The following is a 16,633-nucleotide window of genomic DNA, read 5'->3' on the forward strand; positions in this document are numbered from 1 at the left end:
GATAGTTTGAGCGTTAAGCCTTACTTGCCCGTCTTGACCTTGGTCCAGCTACGGGTCATCAAACGTTGCACTTTCGGGGGTAGCTCGAAGTTGACAAAAGTCCGGTCGAGAACCGCCTGCGGTGGGTAAACCGCTTCGTCGGTGCGTATCGATTGCTCCATCAGTTTGTCCGCCCCTGGGTTAGGGTTGGCGTAACCGACGTAATCACTGACCTGAGCGATCACTTCAGGTTTCAGCAAATAGTTGATGAAGGCGAGGGCCTCTTTGACGTTGGTGGCATCCTTGGGGATGGCCAGCACGTCGAACCACAGGTTGCCGCCTTCTTTCGGAATCACGTAGGCGATGTTCACGCCTTTGCCCGCCTCGGCCGCACGAGCCTTGGCCTGGAACACATCACCGGAGAAGCCGGCCGCCACGCAGATGTTGCCGTTGGCCAGGTCCGAGATGTATTTGGAAGAATGGAAGTAGGTCACGTAGGGACGCACTTTCAGGAGTTTCTCTTCAGCCTTCTTGTAGTCTTCAGGGTTGGTGCTGTTGGGGTTGAGGCCCATGTAGTTGAGCACCGCCGGCAGCATTTCATCCGCCGAGTCCATGAACGACACACCGCACGTGGCCAGCTTCTTCATGTTTTCCGGCTCGAACAGCACGGCCCAGGAGTCGATCTTGTCGACGCCCAGCACTTCCTTGACCTTGTCGACGTTGTAGCCAATGCCGTTGGTGCCCCACAGATACGGCACGGCGTACTGGTTGCCCGGGTCGTTCTTTTCCAGGCGCGTGAGCAGCGCCGGGTCGAGGTTGGCGTAGTGGGTCAGTTGCGACTTGTCGAGCTTCTGGAACGCGCCGGCCTTGATCTGCTTGCCGAGGAAGTGGTTCGACGGCACGACCACGTCATACCCGGTACGCCCGGCGAGCAACTTGCCTTCCAGGGTTTCGTTGGAATCAAACACGTCGTAGACCGGCTTGATGCCGGTGGCCTTTTCAAAGTTGGCCAGGGTGTCCGGGCCGATGTAGTCCGACCAGTTATAAATATGCACAGTCGGCGCGGCCTGCACGCTGACAGCCAGCGTGATACCTGCACCCACCAGCAAGGCTTTGCGAAATAAAGAAATTGGCAAGTGGAGGTCCTCTTAAATAGTTGGGCCCGAAGTTGTTGCCCGGCAACAAAACCGGCGCGCAACTTACCCTCGATAAACCGATCCGGCAAAACTTTCTGTCATTTAATTGTTTCGCTAACCACCGCGCGCATCGCGGCAGTTAGCAAAACAGGTATCAAAGCGGCTTTACTTGCCCGATTTGATTTTGGTCCAGCTGCGGGTCATTTCCCGCTGAGTAGCAGCCGGCAAGTCAGCAATGGCATACAGCTTGGCTTGCACGTCCGCTGGCGGATAAATGCCTGGGTCGCTGGTGATGTCTTTGTCGACCAACGCGGTAGCTTTCTCGTTACCGTTCGGGAAACGTACGCTGTTGGTAATGCCCGCCATGACTTCCGGCTTCAGCAGGTAGTTCATGAACTTGTAGGCAGCGTCGACATTCTCGGCATCTTTAGGGATAGCGACCATGTCATAGAAGCTGCCGGCACCTTCTTTCGGAATGTCATAGGCAACCTTGACCTTGCCACCGGCTTCAGCCGCGCGGGACTTGGCCTGTTGCACGTCACCCGAATAACCCACGGCTACGCAGATGTTGCCGTTGGCCAGGTCGGAAATGTACTTGGACGAGTGGAAGTAGCCGATCGAAGGACGCAGCTTGAGGAACAGGGCCTCAGCTTGCTTGAGGTCTTCCTTCTTCTGGGTGTCGGTCGGCAGGCCCAGGTAATGCAGTGCCACTGGCAGCATTTCGGTTGGCGAATCGAGGAAGCTCACACCGCAGCCTTTGAGCTTGGCGAGGTTTTCCGGCTTGAGGATGGTGTCCCACGAGTCGATCTTGTCGATGCCCAGCGCGGCCTTGACCTTCTCCGGGTTGTAGCCGATGCCGATCGAGCCCCACATATACGGGAAGGCGTGCTTGTTGTCCGGGTCGCTGATGGACACGGCTTTAAGCAGGGACTTGTTCAGGTTGTCGTAGTTCGACAGCTTGGACTTGTCCAGTTCCTGGTAAACACCGGCCTTGATCTGCTTGGCGAGGAAGTTGTTCGACGGCACGACAATGTCGTAGCCGGACTTGCCTGCCAGCAACTTGGCTTCCAGGGTTTCGTTGGAGTCGAACACGTCATAGACCACCTTGATCCCGGACTCTTTTTCAAAGTTCGCGATGGTGTCCGGTGCGATGTAGTCGGACCAGTTATAAACGTGCAGCACTTTATCGTCGGCGTTTGCCGCGCCTGCCATGGCCCCCATCAGGGACAAGGCCAGGAGGGTCTTGCCAGCGTTCTTCAAACCTAATGCCTTCATTCGGTCATGCTCCAATTTTTTCTTTTTTGGGCCACGTTCGTTCTTTAATTACAACGTGTTTCGCAGCCCGTCTAAGGGCGACAAAACAGGGCGACAGTCTGGCAAGTTCAGGGGCCGGCTTTCAACCAATGCCCCGCTTTTCTAACACCCCAGAAGCAGCGCCCGACAGGCGCTGCGTTCTGAGCCTAGCATTTAGCCCTGCAATGCCGCCAAAGTCAGGTCCAGGCAGTGCCGCGCCTTGGTCACCAACTCGTCTATCTCGGCCTTGCTGATCACCAGCGGTGGCGAAATGATCATGGTGTCGCCGACGGCGCGCATGATCAGGCCATTCTCGAAGCAGAACGTGCGGCAGATCATGCCAACACCACGGCCTTCATAACGCTTGCGCGTTGCCTTGTCCTGAACCAGTTCGATGGCACCGAGCATGCCCACACCGCGAACTTCACCCACCAGCGGGTGATCAGCCAGTTCCCTCAAACGCTTTTGCAAATAGGGTGCCGTTTCGTCGTGCACGTGCTTAACAATTTGTTCATCGCGCATGATGCGGATGTTTTCCAGGGCTACCGCTGCCGCCACCGGGTGACCGGAATAGGTGAAGCCGTGGTTGAAATCACCGCCTTCGTTCAGCACGGCGACCACTTCGTCGCGCACGATCAGGCCGCCCATCGGGATGTAGCCGGAGGTCAGGCCCTTGGCGATGGTCATCATGTCGGGCTTGAGGCCGTAGAAATCGCTACCGAACCACTCACCGGTGCGGCCAAACCCACAGATCACTTCGTCAGCCACGAACAGGATGTCGTACTTGGCGAGGATTTCCTTGATGCGCGGCCAGTAGCTGTCTGGCGGCACGATCACGCCACCGGCACCCTGGATCGGCTCGGCAATAAAGGCACCGACGTTGTCCACGCCCAGTTCCAGGATCTTCTCTTCCAGCTGGTTGGCCGCCCACACGCCGAATTCTTCCGGGCTCATGTCGCCGCCTTCGCCGAACCAGTAAGGCTGGGCGATGTGGACGATGCCCGGGATCGGCAAGTCGCCTTGTTCATGCATATAAGTCATGCCGCCCAGGCTGGCGCCGGCCACGGTTGAACCGTGGTAGCCATTCTTGCGGCTGATGATGGTTTTCTTGTTCGGCTGGCCTTTGATCGCCCAGTAGTGGCGGACCATACGCAGCATGGTGTCGTTGCCTTCGGAGCCGGAGCCGGTGAAGAACACGTGGTTCATGCCTTGCGGGGCGATATCGGAGATGGCTTTGGCCAGTTCCAGCACCGGCGGGTGGGCGGTCTGGAAGAACAGGTTGTAGTAAGGCAGTTCTTTCATCTGCTTGGCGGCCGCATCAGCCAGTTCATCGCGACCGTAACCGATCGCCACGCACCACAGGCCGGCCATGCCGTCGAGAATCTTGTTGCCTTCGCTGTCCCACAGGTAAACGCCGTGGGCTTTGGTGATGATCCGTGGACCTTTCTCTTTCAATTGCTTGAAGTCGCTGAACGGCGCCAGGTGGTGATCGCTGCTCAAGGCTTGCCATTCACGGGTTTGCGGGTTGTTGCTGGACATACCAATCTCCTAGATGTTTCAGGTGAGGACGCGCCGTTTGAAGGGCGCGCCCGGCGCATCAGACGGCGAAGAGCAGGAATTCCCGCTCCCACGAACTGATCACGCGCTTGAAGTTTTCATGCTCGGCCCGCTTGACCGCGACGTAGCCTGTGATGAATTTGTGACCCAGGTATTTCTCGATGGTCTTGCTGTTTTCCATGCGTTCCAGGGCGTCTTCGATGGTCAGCGGCAGGCGCAGGTTGCGGCGCTCGTAACCACGGCCCACCACCGGCGCGCTTGGGCTGATGCCTTCGACCATGCCGATGTAGCCACACAGCAGGCTGGCAGCGATCGCCAGGTACGGGTTGGCGTCGGCACCGGGCAGGCGGTTTTCCACCCGACGGTTTTGTGGGCCGGCGTCCGGAACCCGCAGGCCAACGGTGCGGTTCTCTTCGCCCCACTCCACGTTGACCGGCGCCGAGGTGTCGGGCAGGAAGCGGCGGAACGAGTTGACGTTAGGGGCGAACAGCGGCAACAGCTCGGGGATGAATTTCTGCAGGCCGCCGATGTGGTGCAGGAACAGCTCGCTCTTGGTCCCGTCTTCATTGGAGAACACGTTCTTGCCGGTGGCGATATCGATGATGCTCTGGTGCAGGTGCATTGCACTGCCGGGCTCGCCGGTCATGGGCTTGGCCATGAAGGTGGCCGCCACGTCGTGCTTGAGCGCCGCTTCGCGCATGGTGCGCTTGAACACCAGGATCTGGTCGGCCAGGGACAGTGCGTCGCCGTGACGGAAGTTGATTTCCATCTGCGCCGTGCCGTCTTCGTGGATCAGCGTGTCGAGGTCCAGCTCCTGCAGCTCGCACCAGTCGTAGACGTCTTCGAACAACGGGTCGAATTCGTTGGCCGCCTCTATAGAGAAGGACTGGCGGCCGGTTTCCGGGCGACCGGAACGGCCAATCGGCGGTTGCAGCGGGAAGTCCGGGTCTTCGCAGCGCTTGGTCAGGTAGAACTCCATCTCCGGCGCCACGATGGGCTGCCAGCCCTTGTCGGCGTAGAGCTTGAGGACTTTCTTGAGCACGTTGCGCGGCGACAGCTCGATCGGGTTGCCTTGCTTGTCGTAGGTGTCGTGGATCACCTGGGCCGTAGGCTCTATGGCCCAGGGCACGAGGTACACCGCGTTCTCGTCCGGGCGGCAGATCATGTCGATGTCGGCCGGGTCGAGCAATTCGTAATAGATGTCGTCTTCGACATAGTCGCCGGTCACGGTCTGCAACAGAACGCTTTCGGGCAGGCGCATGCCTTTTTCGGCGATGAACTTGTTGGTCGGCGAGATCTTGCCCCGGGTGATGCCGGTGAGGTCGCCAATCATGCATTCGACTTCTGTGATCTTGTGGTCTTTCAACCAATCGGTGAGCTGGTCGAGGTTGTTACTCATAAATGCCTCTGGGCTGTGTTTCCTGACATCCATTAAAGGTCAGGCGTAAGTTGACGCAGCATCCGCGTCGCGTTGCATCACCCGCTTTCGACAGGCATTGCCAAATGCCTGGAAGATTGCGAGGTAGTGCGGGTTAGAGCTTACCTGCCATTCGGGGTGCCATTGCACTCCTAAAGCAAAAGCCTTGCCCGCGGGCACTGAAAAGCCTTCGATCAGGCCATCCGGCGCGGTGGCCTCGACCTGGAAACCGGCCGCCAGGCGATCAATGCCCTGTGAATGAATCGAGTTGACCTGGATCGTCGACGGCAAGCCCAGGCTTGCCAATACCCCATTCGGGGAGATGGTTACCGGATGTGCCGGGCCGTACTGGATGTCCAGCGGCTGGGTGTCGTCTTCGCGGTGATCCATCATGCCCGGCACTTCATGAACCTTCTGGTGCAGGCTACCGCCAAACGCCACGTTCATTTCCTGGAAGCCACGGCAAATCCCCAGTACCGGAACACCGGCCGCTATGGCTGCACGCAGCAGCGGCAGGGTGGTTTGGTCCCGTGCAGAATCATGAGCAGTCCCGGGCGCGCTGGCCGGACCGTCGTAGTGAAAGGGTTCGATATTGGAAGGTGAGCCGGTAAATAGAATGCCGTCCAGGCCGTCAAGAATATTGGCCGGGTCGAGCAGATCCGCCAGGGACGGAATAATCAACGGCAAGCCCTTGGCAGCGGTGGCCACTGCACGGACGTATTTGTCGCCACTGATGTGATAAGCATGCAGACCGACCTGTTTGGAGCAGGCGGTGACGCCGATTAACGGCAGGCGAGACATGAAGCACCCCGGTATTATTGCTGTTATGGGTTTGAATCGAGCTTAGCCTTGTTCATTTTTTTACACAACACCCCCGTAAAAAATACAACACGGCCCGCTCAAACGTGCTGGTTCCAAGAGCCCCAATCCCAAAAAATTGCCCCAAAAAGCCCCAAAAAAGCCCTCATGGCGCTTTTTTAGGGCAAAAAAGGCCTCGCTTGACTTCGGCATGCCGTTCGGGTTGACTGAAACCCGAAGAGATCAATGATTGATATTTTTAACAACAAAGGTGTTGCATCATGTCGGTACCCCCGCGTGCCGTTCAGCTTAACGAAGCGAACGCGTTCCTTAAGGATCATCCTGAGGTTCTGTACGTAGACCTTCTAATTGCGGATATGAATGGTGTGGTGCGCGGCAAGCGCATCGAACGCACCAGCCTCCACAAGGTTTACGAGAAGGGCATTAACCTGCCTGCCTCTCTATTTGCCCTGGATATCAACGGCTCAACGGTGGAAAGCACCGGCCTGGGTCTGGACATCGGTGATGCTGACCGAATCTGTTATCCAATCCCCGACACCCTGTGCAATGAACCCTGGCAAAAGCGCCCAACCGCGCAACTGCTGATGACCATGCACGAACTCGAAGGTGAACCTTTCTTCGCCGATCCTCGCGAAGTACTCCGCCAAGTTGTAAGCAAATTTGACGACCTCGGTCTGACCATCTGCGCCGCATTCGAGCTGGAGTTCTACCTGATTGACCAGGAGAACGTGAATGGCCGGCCACAACCGCCCCGCTCGCCGATCTCCGGCAAACGCCCGCACTCGACACAGGTCTACCTGATCGACGACCTCGACGAATACGTCGACTGCCTCCAGGACATTCTGGAAGGTGCAAAAGAGCAAGGCATCCCTGCCGACGCCATCGTCAAGGAAAGTGCCCCGGCGCAGTTCGAAGTGAACCTGCACCACGTTGCCGACCCTATAAAGGCCTGCGACTACGCGGTACTGCTCAAGCGCTTGATCAAGAACATCGCCTACGACCATGAGATGGACACCACCTTCATGGCCAAGCCTTACCCGGGCCAGGCAGGCAACGGCCTACACGTGCACATTTCGATCCTGGACAAGGACGGCAAGAACATCTTTGCCAGCGAGGATCCCGAGCAGAACGCCGCATTGCGTCACGCGATCGGCGGTGTGCTGGAGACCCTACCCGCCCAAATGGCGTTCCTGTGCCCTAACGTCAACTCCTACCGTCGTTTCGGCGCACAGTTCTACGTGCCGAACTCGCCGTGCTGGGGCCTGGATAACCGCACCGTGGCGATTCGCGTACCGACCGGCTCGTCCGACGCCGTACGTATCGAACACCGTGTGGCCGGGGCTGATGCCAACCCTTACCTGCTGATGGCTTCGGTATTGGCGGGCGTGCATCACGGCCTGACCAACAAGATCGAGCCTGGCGCACCGGTGGAAGGCAACAGCTACGAGCAGAACGAACAGAGCCTGCCGAACAACCTGCGTGATGCACTGCGCGAGTTGGACGACAGCGAGGTGATGGCCAAGTACATCGATCCTAAATACATCGATATCTTCGTCGCCTGTAAGGAAAGTGAGCTGGAGGAGTTCGAACACTCCATCTCCGACCTTGAGTACAACTGGTACCTGCATACCGTGTAAGCGGTTGCCGGGCTAAAAAGAACGCCGCAGGCCTTTGGCCTACGGCGTTTTTTTATGGCTGTTGTGGCGAGGGAGCCTGCTCCCGCCGGGCTGCGAAGCGGCCCCAATAAGAACACCGGGTTCTTTCAGGCGGAACCGAGGTGCAGGTCTTGGGCCTGCTGCGCAGTCCAGCGGGAGCAAGCTCCCTCGCCACAGGGTATGGATCATCCACTGGCTCTGCGTACAATGCCCGCTGCCCTGTAGGAGACTTCAATGAATCGCCCTGCCACTCCTCGCAAACCCCGCGCCCGCAGCCAGGCCCGGATCGACGCGATCCTCGATGCCGCCCGCACCTTGCTGGCCGCCGAAGGCGTGGCCAGCCTGTCGATCTACAGCGTGGCCGAGCGGGCGCAGATTCCACCGTCATCGGTGTATCACTTCTTCGCCAGCGTGCCGGCGTTGCTGGAGGCGCTGACCGCTGACGTTCATGCGGCCTTTCGCGCGGCCATTCAGGCGCCCATCGATCATGATTCACTCAAGCACTGGCGCGACCTGTCCTGCGTGGTGGAGCAGCGCATGCTCAGCATCTACAGCAACGACGCCGCCGCCCGCCAATTGATCCTGGCCCAGCACGGGTTGACCGAAGTGACACAGGCCGACCGCCAGCACGACCTGGAGCTGGGAAACCTGATGTTTGAGGTGTTCAACCGGCACTTCGAGGTGCCGAGCCTGCCCGCCGATGTCGACGTGTTTGCCCTGGCCCTGGAACTGAGCGACCGCGTCTACGCGCGCTCGGTGCATCAGCATGGGCAAATCACCCCGCGCATGGCCGAGGAAGGCATGCGGGTGTTTGATGCGTATGTGGGGCTTTATCTGCCGGCGTTCTTGCCCAAGCGGGTGGCTGCGCTCTGATTTTTTGTTGCCTGTCCGGGCCTCTTCGCGAGCAAGCCCGCTCCCACATTCGACCGTATTCCAAAGGTAGAACTCGGTCAAATGTGGGAGCGGGCTTGCTCGCGAAAGCAATCTTGAGAACGACAAAAACCCCGACAGGCTTTCACCTTCGGGGTTTGTGCGAACCATTGATCACAACTTGGCGATCGACACCTCGGTGGATTTCACGAAGGCAATCACTTCACTGCCGATCACCAGTTCCAGCTCTTTCACCGAGCGGGTGGTGATCACGGAAGTGACGATGCCGGACGCGGTCTGTACGTCGATTTCCGACAGCACGTCGCCTTCGACGATTTCCTTGATGGTGCCTTTGAACTGGTTACGCACGTTGATGGCTTTGATAGTCATGGTCGTTCTTCCTGTGTAAGACAAGTGAGTTATTGAGCCCAACGCAATTGCGTAGGCAGCGGTGAAACAGGCTCGGGTTCCGGCGGGGTGCCGGGCAGCGACAACACACGGTTAAGCACTTCGGTTTCCAGCGCCGCCAGGCGGTGGGAGCCACGCACCCGCGGACGTGGGAGTTCCACGTGCAGGTCGAGGCCGATTTCGCCGTCTTCGATCAAAATCACCCGGTCGGCAATGGCCACGGCTTCGCTGACGTCGTGGGTCACCAGCAACACGGTGAAGCCGTGCTTCTGCCAGAGGTTCTCGATCAGTTGCTGCATCTCGATCCGGGTCAGGGCATCCAGCGCCCCCAGCGGTTCGTCCAGCAGCAACAGGCGCGGTTGGTGGATCAGGGCGCGGGCCAGGGCCACGCGCTGCTTCTGGCCACCGGACAACGCCGCCGGCCACTCATTGGCGCGCTCGGCCAGGCCGACCGCTTCCAGCGCTTCCAGTGCCTGCGGGCGCCAGTTGCCCTTGAGGCCAAGGCCCACGTTGTCGATGATCTTTTTCCACGGCAGCAGGCGCGCTTCCTGGAACATCAACCGCGTGTCTTCAATCGCTTCGCTCAGCGGCGCGGAGCCGGCGAGCAGTTCGCCACCGCTGGCTTTGTCCAGCCCGGCCAGCAGGCGCAGCAAGGTACTTTTGCCGCAGCCACTGCGGCCCACGACCGCCACGAATTGACCGGCAGGAATATGCAGGTCGATTTCCTTCAGCACTTCCCGCGAACCGAAAGCCTTGCGCAACTTGCGCAACGCCAGGGGAATGCCCCGCAGCAGGCGTGGAGGTTGTTGAGCGGTCATGCCGCACCTCCTTTATTCACTTGATAAGCCGGGTGCCAGCGCAGCCAGACTCGCTCCAGGCCTCGCGCCGCCAGGTCTGCCAGCTTGCCGAGGACCGCGTAAAGCACGATCGCCAGGACCACCACGTCGGTCTGCAGGAATTCCCGGGCGTTCATCGCCAGGTAGCCGATACCGGAACTGGCGGAGATGGTTTCCGCGACGATCAACGTCAGCCACATAAAGCCCAGCGCGAAGCGCACGCCCACCAGAATCGAAGGCAAGGCGCCCGGCAAAATCACTTGGCGAAACAGGCTGAAACCGGACAGGCCATAACTGCGGGCCATTTCCACCAGCGCCGGGTCGACGTTGCGGATGCCGTGGTAAGTATTGAGATAGATCGGGAACAGCGTGCCGAGGGCGACCAGGAATATCTTCGCCGTCTCGTCGATGCCGAACCACAGGATCACCAGCGGGATCAGCGCCAGGTGCGGCACGTTGCGGATCATCTGCACCGAGCTGTCCAGCAGGCGTTCACCCCAGGTCGACAGGCCGGTAATAAAACCCAGGGTCAGGCCGATGCTGCCGCCGATCACAAAGCCCAGGCCCGCACGCCAGCCGCTGATGGCCAGGTGGGTCCAGATTTCGCCGCTGCGCACCAGGCTGACACCTGCTTCGATCACCGCGCTGGGTGCCGGCAGAATGCGCGTCGACAACCAGCCGGCCGAGACGGACAGCTGCCATACCGCCAGCAACAGGATCGGCAGCGCCCAGGGCGCCAATCGATGACTTAACTTTTCAAGGTTCATGGCGGCGCCTCAGCTCTGGGACGCAGCTTTGGGAAGAATGTCGTTGGCGACCATTTCGCCGAACGGGCTGACGTAGCCGGCGCCTTTCGGCAACTCGGGACGCTCGATGTCGAGATGCGGGAACAGCAACTCCGCTACGCGATACGACTCTTCCAGGTGTGGGTAGCCGGAGAAGATAAAGGTGTCGATACCGAGGTCCGCGTATTCCTTCACCCGCGCGGCCACGGTCGGGCCATCGCCCACCAGTGCCGTGCCGGCGCCACCGCGTACCAGGCCTACGCCCGCCCACAGGTTGGGGCTGACTTCCAGGTTGTCGCGACTGCCGCCGTGCAAGGCGGCCATGCGTTGCTGGCCTACGGAATCAAAGCGCGACAACGACGCCTGGGCGCGGGCGATGGTTTCATCGTCCACGTGGGAGATCAGTTTGTCGGCGGCCTGCCAGGCTTCGGCGTTGGTTTCACGCACGATCACATGCAGGCGAATGCCGAAGCGCAGGGTACGTCCGAGCTTGGCGGCCTTGGCGCGAACCTGTGCAATCTTTTCCGCCACCGCGGCCGGTGGCTCGCCCCAGGTCAGGACCATTTCCACTTGTTCGGCTGCCAGGTCCTGGGCCGCTTCGGAAGAGCCACCGAAATACAGCGGCGGGCGCGGTTGCTGGATCGGCGGATAGAGCAACTTGGCGCCTTTGACGCTGATGTGCTGGCCGTCGTAATCGACGGTCTCGCCTTCCAGTACGCGGCGCCAGATGCGGGTGAACTCCACCGACGCCTGGTAACGCTCTTCATGGCTCAGGAACAAACCGTCGCCGGCCAATTCATCCGGGTCTCCACCGGTCACCAGGTTGAACAACGCGCGGCCGCCGGACAGACGATCCAGGGTCGCGGCCTGACGCGCAGCCACCGTCGGGGAAATGATCCCGGGGCGCAGCGCGACAAGGAATTTCAAGCGTTGGGTCACCGGGATCAGCGACGCCGCCACCAGCCACGAATCCTCGCAGGAGCGGCCGGTGGGGATCAGTACCCCGCCGAAGCCAAGGCGGTCGGCCGCCTGGGCCACTTGCTGCAGATAACCGTGGTCTACGGCGCGAGCGCCTTCGGCGGTGCCAAGGTAATGGCCGTCGCCGTGGGTAGGCAGAAACCAGAAAATATTGAGGCTCATGGAGTTGTCTCCTGAAGAAGTCGGATTACGGCGCTTTGGCAACGGCGGCAGGTGGTGTCCAGATCACGTCCTTGATGCTCAAGGGTTTGGGGATCAATTTGAGTTGGTAGAAGCTGTCGGCGATTTTCTGCTGCGCCGCGATCACTTCAGGCGTCAGGAACTGCGCACCGTAGCCCTGGCGTTTTACCGAGGTCAGGGTGATGTCAGCCGGCAGGCCCAGCAGCGGAGCAACTTGTTCGGTGACTTGTTCCGGGTTGGCCTTGGACCATTCGCCCACGGCGCGGACTTCTTCCACCAGCGTCTTGATCACTTCAGGGTGTTTTTCGGCGTACGGCTTGGTGGCCAGGTAGAACTGATGGTTGTCGGCAATGCCGGTGCCGTCACGCAGGGTGCGGGCTTGCAGTTGCTTCTCGGCGGCTGCCTGGTACGGGTCCCAGATCACCCAGGCATCGACGCTGCCACGCTCAAACGCGGCGCGGGCATCGGCGGGCGGCAGGAACACGGTCTGCACGTCGGTGTATTTCAGGCCGGCATCTTCCAGGGCACGTACCAGCAGGTAATGCACGTTGGAGCCTTTATTGAGGACGACTTTCTTGCCCTTGAGGTCTTGCACCGATTTGATCGGCGAGTCTTTCGGTACCAGGATCGCTTCGCTGGTAGGCGCCGGCGGTTCATAGGCGACGTAGAGCAGATCGGCACCGGCAGCCTGGGCGAACACTGGCGGGGTTTCACCCGTCACGCCGAAGTCGATGGAGCCTACGTTCAATCCTTCCAGCAGCTGCGGGCCGCCGGGAAACTCGGTCCACTGCACTTGCACGCCCTGCTCGGCCAGGCGCTTTTCCAGCGAGCCCTTGGCCTTGAGCAGCACCAGGGTGCCGTATTTCTGATAGCCGATCCGCAAGGTTTCGGCGGCCTGGGCTTGAACAATGGCGCCGAAGGACACAGCCGCAGCAAACAGTGCGACCAGACCACGACGCAAGATGACAGTGCGCATGGCGCTCTCTCCAACATATACGATTAGGGGGTTGGCTGCACCTGCTTGGCCGTTGGCGGCTGAGTAAGGTGAGTAGTACTTGTCGAATTCAGGTAAAGCTGGGTAAGGCTTAAATGCTCCAGCGAGCACTCAACAAACGTTCATTCAACACATTGGGGTCAAGGGGTTTCGGGCGGCGGGCCATGGCGCTGTAGAACGTCTCCAGGGCCTCGCTCAAGCGTTGTTCCAGCACCGGCACCAGTTGCGCCTGGGCGCTGCCTTCGCCGTAGGCGATCTGGCTGTCTTCAGCGAAAATCCCGTGGAGCAATTCCTGGGCTTTCAATGCCGACAGCACCGGCTTCAGCGCGTAGTCCACCGCGAGCATGTGGGCGATGCTGCCGCCGGTGGCCATCGGCAACACTATTTTGTGGGCCAGGGCGCGTTCAGGCAGCAAGTCGAGGATGGTTTTCAGCGCGCCGGAAAACGAAGCCTTGTACACCGGCGTGGCGATCACCAGGCCATCGGCGTTCGCCACTTGCTGCAACAGGTCGATGATTTTCGGGCTATCGAACCGCGCGTGCAGCAAGTCTTCGGCCGGGAAGTCCCGTATCTGATAACTCACCACTTCCACGCCTTGTTGCTGCAACCAGTTGCGGGTGTGATCCAGCAAGACCCCGGACCGGGAACGTTGGCTGGGGCTACCACCAAGTGTTACGACCAGCATGTAGGAAATTCCTTTGGAAAGTGTCGGCGGTTCGCTATGTGGCGATGGCGCCAAGATGGGACAGACCATATCAGCCAATTTATATATCTATAAATCTTATTTTTTCATTTGTTTATTCTTTAAATGCATATGCTGCCGACTAAATCGCAGGCATAAAAAAAGGCCGTCGAAACGGCCTTAAAACCCCTGCTATGTGAGACTTGAAATGCGCGCAAGTGTGGGAGCGGGCTTGCTCGCGAAAGCGGTGTGTCATTCAAAGATGCATCAACTGACAGTGCGCATTCGCGAGCAAGCCCGCTCCCACATGTGGTTGTGTGTCAGCGATTCGGTTGAGGGGTGAGCCGCAGGTACGGCTTCACCGCCCGGTAACCCTTCGGAAAGCGTTTCTTGATCTCTTCCTCGTCCTTGAGCGACGGCACGATCACCACTTCGTCACCGTCCTGCCAGTTGGCCGGGGTCGCGACTTTGTGGTTGTCGGTCAGTTGCAGCGAGTCGATCACCCGCAGGATTTCGTGGAAGTTGCGACCGGTGCTGGCCGGGTAGGTGATGGTCAGGCGAATCTTTTTGTTCGGATCAATCACGAACAGCGAACGCACGGTAAGGGTGTCACTGGCATTCGGGTGGATCAGGTCGTACAGGTCGGAGACCTTGCGGTCAGCGTCGGCCAGGATCGGGAAGTTGACGAGGGTGTTCTGGGTTTCGTTGATGTCTTCGATCCACTTGTGGTGGGAGTCCACCGGGTCCACCGACAGCGCAATGGCCTTGACGCCCCGCTTGGCGAATTCATCCTTGAGCTTGGCGGTGAAACCCAGCTCGGTGGTGCACACCGGGGTAAAGTCCGCCGGGTGGGAAAACAGCACGCCCCAGCTATCGCCCAGCCACTCGTGGAAGCGAATCTTGCCGGCGCTGGAATCCTGTTCAAAGTCGGGGGCGATGTCGCCCAGTCTGAGGCTCATGGTGTGGCTCCTGATGAGTGCTTATGGAGCCCACTGTGCCTGTGTCGCGGATTATTTAAAAAGAATAAATATCGATTTATCTAGACGATAAAGGAATATTAAAAATCTGTTCATTGGACTTGGCAACGGGCGTGGATCAACATCCGCTTCAAGGTTCGAGAAGGCCTTGAGACGCTGTACAAAGAGGGGTTCAGGACGGGCTTGCGGGGGTTGAGCCCGGCTTGAAAAGTAAAGCACCCTGCCCGGCATTGCGCCGGGCAAGGTTTTACGCTCTTACTTGAACGCGTAGGTGTAGCTGAGGATTACGCGGTTTTCGTCCTGGGAACGGGTGTTCGCCAGGTCGGTACGCCACATCGCGTTTTTCCAGGCAACGCCCAGGTTTTTCAGCGGACCTTCTGGAACAACGTAAGCCAGGGTCAGGTCGCGTTCCCACTCGTTACGCTCGCCGACGGTGGTGTCGATGTTGCTACCCTTGAGGTAAACCACACCGGCAGTCAGGCCAGGTACGCCGATCTTGGCGAAGTCATAGGCGTAGCGAGCTTGCCAGGTACGTTCGCCAGCACGGGCAAACTTCTGGATTTGCATGTCGGTGATGGTGCTGTTAGACGAGCCGTCACCTTGGTTCAGCCAAGGGAAGTCGCTGTCGCCCTTGGTGTACTGGTAGCCAGCACCGAAGGTGTGACCGGCAACCGAGTACAGCGCCAGGTAGCTGTACAGGTCGTTGTCGACCTTACCTTTGACCTTGGTGGCGTTGGTCGGATGATCCGAGTAGTAGCCGGAGGTGTAGTAACCGGCAGTATCACCGTTGGCACCGTTGTCACGGCTGCGGTAGTAGCGCAGGTCACTTTTCAGGACGCCAGGACCGATCGCCCAGTTGTGGACCAGGCCCAGGAAGTTCTGAGAGTAGAAATCCTTCAGCTCGCCGAAGTAGTACGAAGCGGTCAGGTCTTTGTTGATTTTGTAGTCAGCACCGGCGTAGTAGAACTTGTTGACGAAGTTACCAGCGTCGTAGTTCGAGCTGCCGTTGGCACCGGCCAGGGACAGACCTTCATTGTTGCTGGAGTTACGGCCTTTGGAGTGCTCGATCTGACCAGCAGTCAGGGTCAGGTCCTTGAACTCGTTCGAAGAGATCTCGCCGCCCTGGAAGGTTTGTGGCAACAGACGACCGTCGTTGGTCTTGATCACCGGGTTGTTCGGCTGCAAGGTACCGATCTTCAGCACGGTTTGGGAGATCTTGACCTTACCGGTCACGCCCAGGCTGGCGAAATCGTGAACGGCCTTGTTGCCATCACTTGGGAACACGGTGCCGCCGGAAGCAGTACCAGTGTAGTTACCGTGATCAGCGCGGCTGGAATCCAGACGCACGCCGTACAGGCCGATGGCGTCAAGACCGAAGCCCACAGTACCTTGGGTAAAACCCGAGATGAAACGCAGGTCGAAACCCTGACCCCATTCAGCGTTTTTGCTGCGGGTGTTCGAGGTAGCCGATGGCTTCAGATCGCGGTTGTCGGTGTTGATGTAAAAGTTACGTACGCCCAGCGTGATCTTGCTGTCATCGATAAAACCAGCGGCGCCTGCTTGTTGGGCGATTGCCCCCAAAGCTACGGCCAACGCCAATGTTGACTTCTTCATGTACCGCTCCTCTCATTTCTAATTTTTGTATTTCTTAGGTCTCGGGTCTGACGCCCTCGATCCACAGATGCGCGATTAGCACCGGATAGTGACTGACAAGTCAATCGTAACCTTGTGTGTCTACTACTTTCGTCTAACCGCAGTTAATTTGGTCCTTGCAGGGTAATGAGTTTTTCATACACCCAAAAAGAATTGTTTCGTCCTTTTTCATACCATTCAGGAATAACGCTTTCCATGGGACGGTCAAGCCGACAGGCGATGCCGCTCCATAAGCGTTTTCCGAAAGAGTATGTCTTTGCGCTTTTTTAGATCGTTTTGTGTTGACCAAACGGGGTCATACGTCACTCACGATCAAAAACGCGACGCCATCATGGCCAAACGCACATCATTCCGTCAATTTGTTACAGTTTTTGTATCGATGAAACTTTTCTGCCGTCCCAGCAATCCACCTCA

At 58.8% G+C, this 16,633-nt stretch carries 15 protein-coding genes; 2 read left to right on the forward strand and 13 right to left on the reverse strand.

Going from position 1 to position 16,633, the window contains the following annotated elements; genetic code table 11:
- Positions 1–20 precede the first annotated feature (20 nt).
- From HX821_RS03840 to HX821_RS03860, 5 genes are all read right to left on the reverse strand, one after another.
- Positions 21–1,115, reverse strand: coding sequence for a polyamine ABC transporter substrate-binding protein (locus tag HX821_RS03840; protein WP_102604092.1), 1,095 nt, complete (start codon positions 1,113–1,115; stop codon positions 21–23).
- 165 nt (positions 1,116–1,280) lie between these two features.
- A complete protein-coding gene (locus tag HX821_RS03845; protein ID WP_177009125.1) occupies positions 1,281–2,375 on the reverse strand; it encodes a polyamine ABC transporter substrate-binding protein in 1,095 nt (364 codons plus the stop codon).
- Between the two features lie 207 nt (positions 2,376–2,582).
- Positions 2,583–3,947 carry an aspartate aminotransferase family protein gene (locus HX821_RS03850; RefSeq protein WP_003213889.1) on the reverse strand — a complete coding sequence of 455 codons (1,365 nt, stop codon included), beginning with the start codon at positions 3,945–3,947 and terminating at the stop codon, positions 2,583–2,585.
- A gap of 58 nt (positions 3,948–4,005) precedes the next feature.
- Entirely contained in the window at positions 4,006–5,364 is a 1,359-nt protein-coding gene (locus tag HX821_RS03855; RefSeq protein WP_003213891.1) for a glutamine synthetase family protein, read from the reverse strand.
- Positions 5,365–5,403: 39 nt separating this feature from the next.
- Positions 5,404–6,183: a gamma-glutamyl-gamma-aminobutyrate hydrolase family protein gene (locus tag HX821_RS03860; RefSeq protein ID WP_003213893.1), complete on the reverse strand. Its 780-nt coding sequence runs from the start codon at positions 6,181–6,183 to the stop codon at positions 5,404–5,406.
- A gap of 278 nt (positions 6,184–6,461) precedes the next feature.
- Here HX821_RS03860 and HX821_RS03865 point away from each other — a divergent pair, with 278 nt between their 5' ends.
- Positions 6,462–7,838, forward strand: a complete 1,377-nt coding sequence (locus tag HX821_RS03865; protein WP_003213894.1) for a glutamine synthetase family protein — start codon at positions 6,462–6,464, stop codon at positions 7,836–7,838.
- A gap of 252 nt (positions 7,839–8,090) precedes the next feature.
- Positions 8,091–8,729, forward strand: a complete 639-nt coding sequence (locus tag HX821_RS03870) for a TetR/AcrR family transcriptional regulator (protein WP_003213896.1) — start codon at positions 8,091–8,093, stop codon at positions 8,727–8,729.
- Positions 8,730–8,900: 171 nt separating this feature from the next.
- Here the strand turns inward: HX821_RS03870 and HX821_RS03875 are convergent, their stop codons facing one another.
- From HX821_RS03875 to HX821_RS03910, 8 genes are all read right to left on the reverse strand, one after another.
- On the reverse strand, positions 8,901–9,116 hold the full coding sequence (locus HX821_RS03875; protein WP_003213899.1) for a molybdopterin-binding protein: 216 nt from the start codon (positions 9,114–9,116) through the stop codon (positions 8,901–8,903).
- A 29-nt stretch (positions 9,117–9,145) separates the two neighbouring features.
- Complete coding sequence (ssuB, locus tag HX821_RS03880; protein WP_177035318.1) at positions 9,146–9,952, reverse strand: aliphatic sulfonates ABC transporter ATP-binding protein; 807 nt, start codon at positions 9,950–9,952, stop codon at positions 9,146–9,148.
- Complete coding sequence (gene ssuC / locus HX821_RS03885; protein WP_008438905.1) at positions 9,949–10,737, reverse strand: aliphatic sulfonate ABC transporter permease SsuC; 789 nt, start codon at positions 10,735–10,737, stop codon at positions 9,949–9,951. Before ssuC ends, ssuB begins: the two co-directional genes overlap by 4 nt.
- A gap of 9 nt (positions 10,738–10,746) precedes the next feature.
- Positions 10,747–11,895, reverse strand: a complete 1,149-nt coding sequence (ssuD, locus tag HX821_RS03890; protein WP_003213905.1) for an FMNH2-dependent alkanesulfonate monooxygenase — start codon at positions 11,893–11,895, stop codon at positions 10,747–10,749.
- Positions 11,896–11,920: 25 nt separating this feature from the next.
- The gene (locus HX821_RS03895; RefSeq protein WP_003213907.1) at positions 11,921–12,889 is read right to left on the reverse strand and encodes a sulfonate ABC transporter substrate-binding protein; all 969 of its coding nucleotides are present in this window, start codon (positions 12,887–12,889) and stop codon (positions 11,921–11,923) included.
- A 109-nt stretch (positions 12,890–12,998) separates the two neighbouring features.
- A complete protein-coding gene (gene ssuE / locus HX821_RS03900; protein ID WP_003213909.1) occupies positions 12,999–13,592 on the reverse strand; it encodes an NADPH-dependent FMN reductase in 594 nt (197 codons plus the stop codon).
- Positions 13,593–13,909: 317 nt separating this feature from the next.
- Entirely contained in the window at positions 13,910–14,548 is a 639-nt protein-coding gene (locus HX821_RS03905; RefSeq protein ID WP_033897560.1) for a peroxiredoxin, read from the reverse strand.
- A gap of 273 nt (positions 14,549–14,821) precedes the next feature.
- Positions 14,822–16,180, reverse strand: coding sequence for an OprD family porin (locus HX821_RS03910; protein WP_003213912.1), 1,359 nt, complete (start codon positions 16,178–16,180; stop codon positions 14,822–14,824).
- Positions 16,181–16,633: the final 453 nt, after the last annotated feature.

Origin of the sequence: Pseudomonas sp. B6001, from assembly GCF_013386015.1 — a bacterium.
Taxonomy (GTDB): Bacteria; Pseudomonadota; Gammaproteobacteria; order Pseudomonadales; family Pseudomonadaceae; genus Aquipseudomonas.

Excerpts from the sequence above, each read along its gene's own strand:
- HX821_RS03850 (WP_003213889.1), bottom strand. The coding sequence starts at position 3,947 with ATGTCCAGCAACAACCCGCAAACCCGTGAATGGCAAGCCTTGAGCAGC.
- HX821_RS03855 (WP_003213891.1), bottom strand. The coding sequence starts at position 5,364 with ATGAGTAACAACCTCGACCAGCTCACCGATTGGTTGAAAGACCACAAG.
- HX821_RS03860 (WP_003213893.1), bottom strand. The coding sequence starts at position 6,183 with ATGTCTCGCCTGCCGTTAATCGGCGTCACCGCCTGCTCCAAACAGGTC.
- HX821_RS03865 (WP_003213894.1), top strand. The coding sequence starts at position 6,462 with ATGTCGGTACCCCCGCGTGCCGTTCAGCTTAACGAAGCGAACGCGTTC.
- HX821_RS03870 (WP_003213896.1), top strand. The coding sequence starts at position 8,091 with ATGAATCGCCCTGCCACTCCTCGCAAACCCCGCGCCCGCAGCCAGGCC.
- HX821_RS03875 (WP_003213899.1), bottom strand. The coding sequence starts at position 9,116 with ATGACTATCAAAGCCATCAACGTGCGTAACCAGTTCAAAGGCACCATC.
- ssuB (WP_177035318.1), bottom strand. The coding sequence starts at position 9,952 with ATGACCGCTCAACAACCTCCACGCCTGCTGCGGGGCATTCCCCTGGCG.
- ssuC (WP_008438905.1), bottom strand. The coding sequence starts at position 10,737 with ATGAACCTTGAAAAGTTAAGTCATCGATTGGCGCCCTGGGCGCTGCCG.
- ssuD (WP_003213905.1), bottom strand. The coding sequence starts at position 11,895 with ATGAGCCTCAATATTTTCTGGTTTCTGCCTACCCACGGCGACGGCCAT.
- HX821_RS03895 (WP_003213907.1), bottom strand. The coding sequence starts at position 12,889 with ATGCGCACTGTCATCTTGCGTCGTGGTCTGGTCGCACTGTTTGCTGCG.
- ssuE (WP_003213909.1), bottom strand. The coding sequence starts at position 13,592 with ATGCTGGTCGTAACACTTGGTGGTAGCCCCAGCCAACGTTCCCGGTCC.
- HX821_RS03905 (WP_033897560.1), bottom strand. The coding sequence starts at position 14,548 with ATGAGCCTCAGACTGGGCGACATCGCCCCCGACTTTGAACAGGATTCC.
- HX821_RS03910 (WP_003213912.1), bottom strand. The coding sequence starts at position 16,180 with ATGAAGAAGTCAACATTGGCGTTGGCCGTAGCTTTGGGGGCAATCGCC.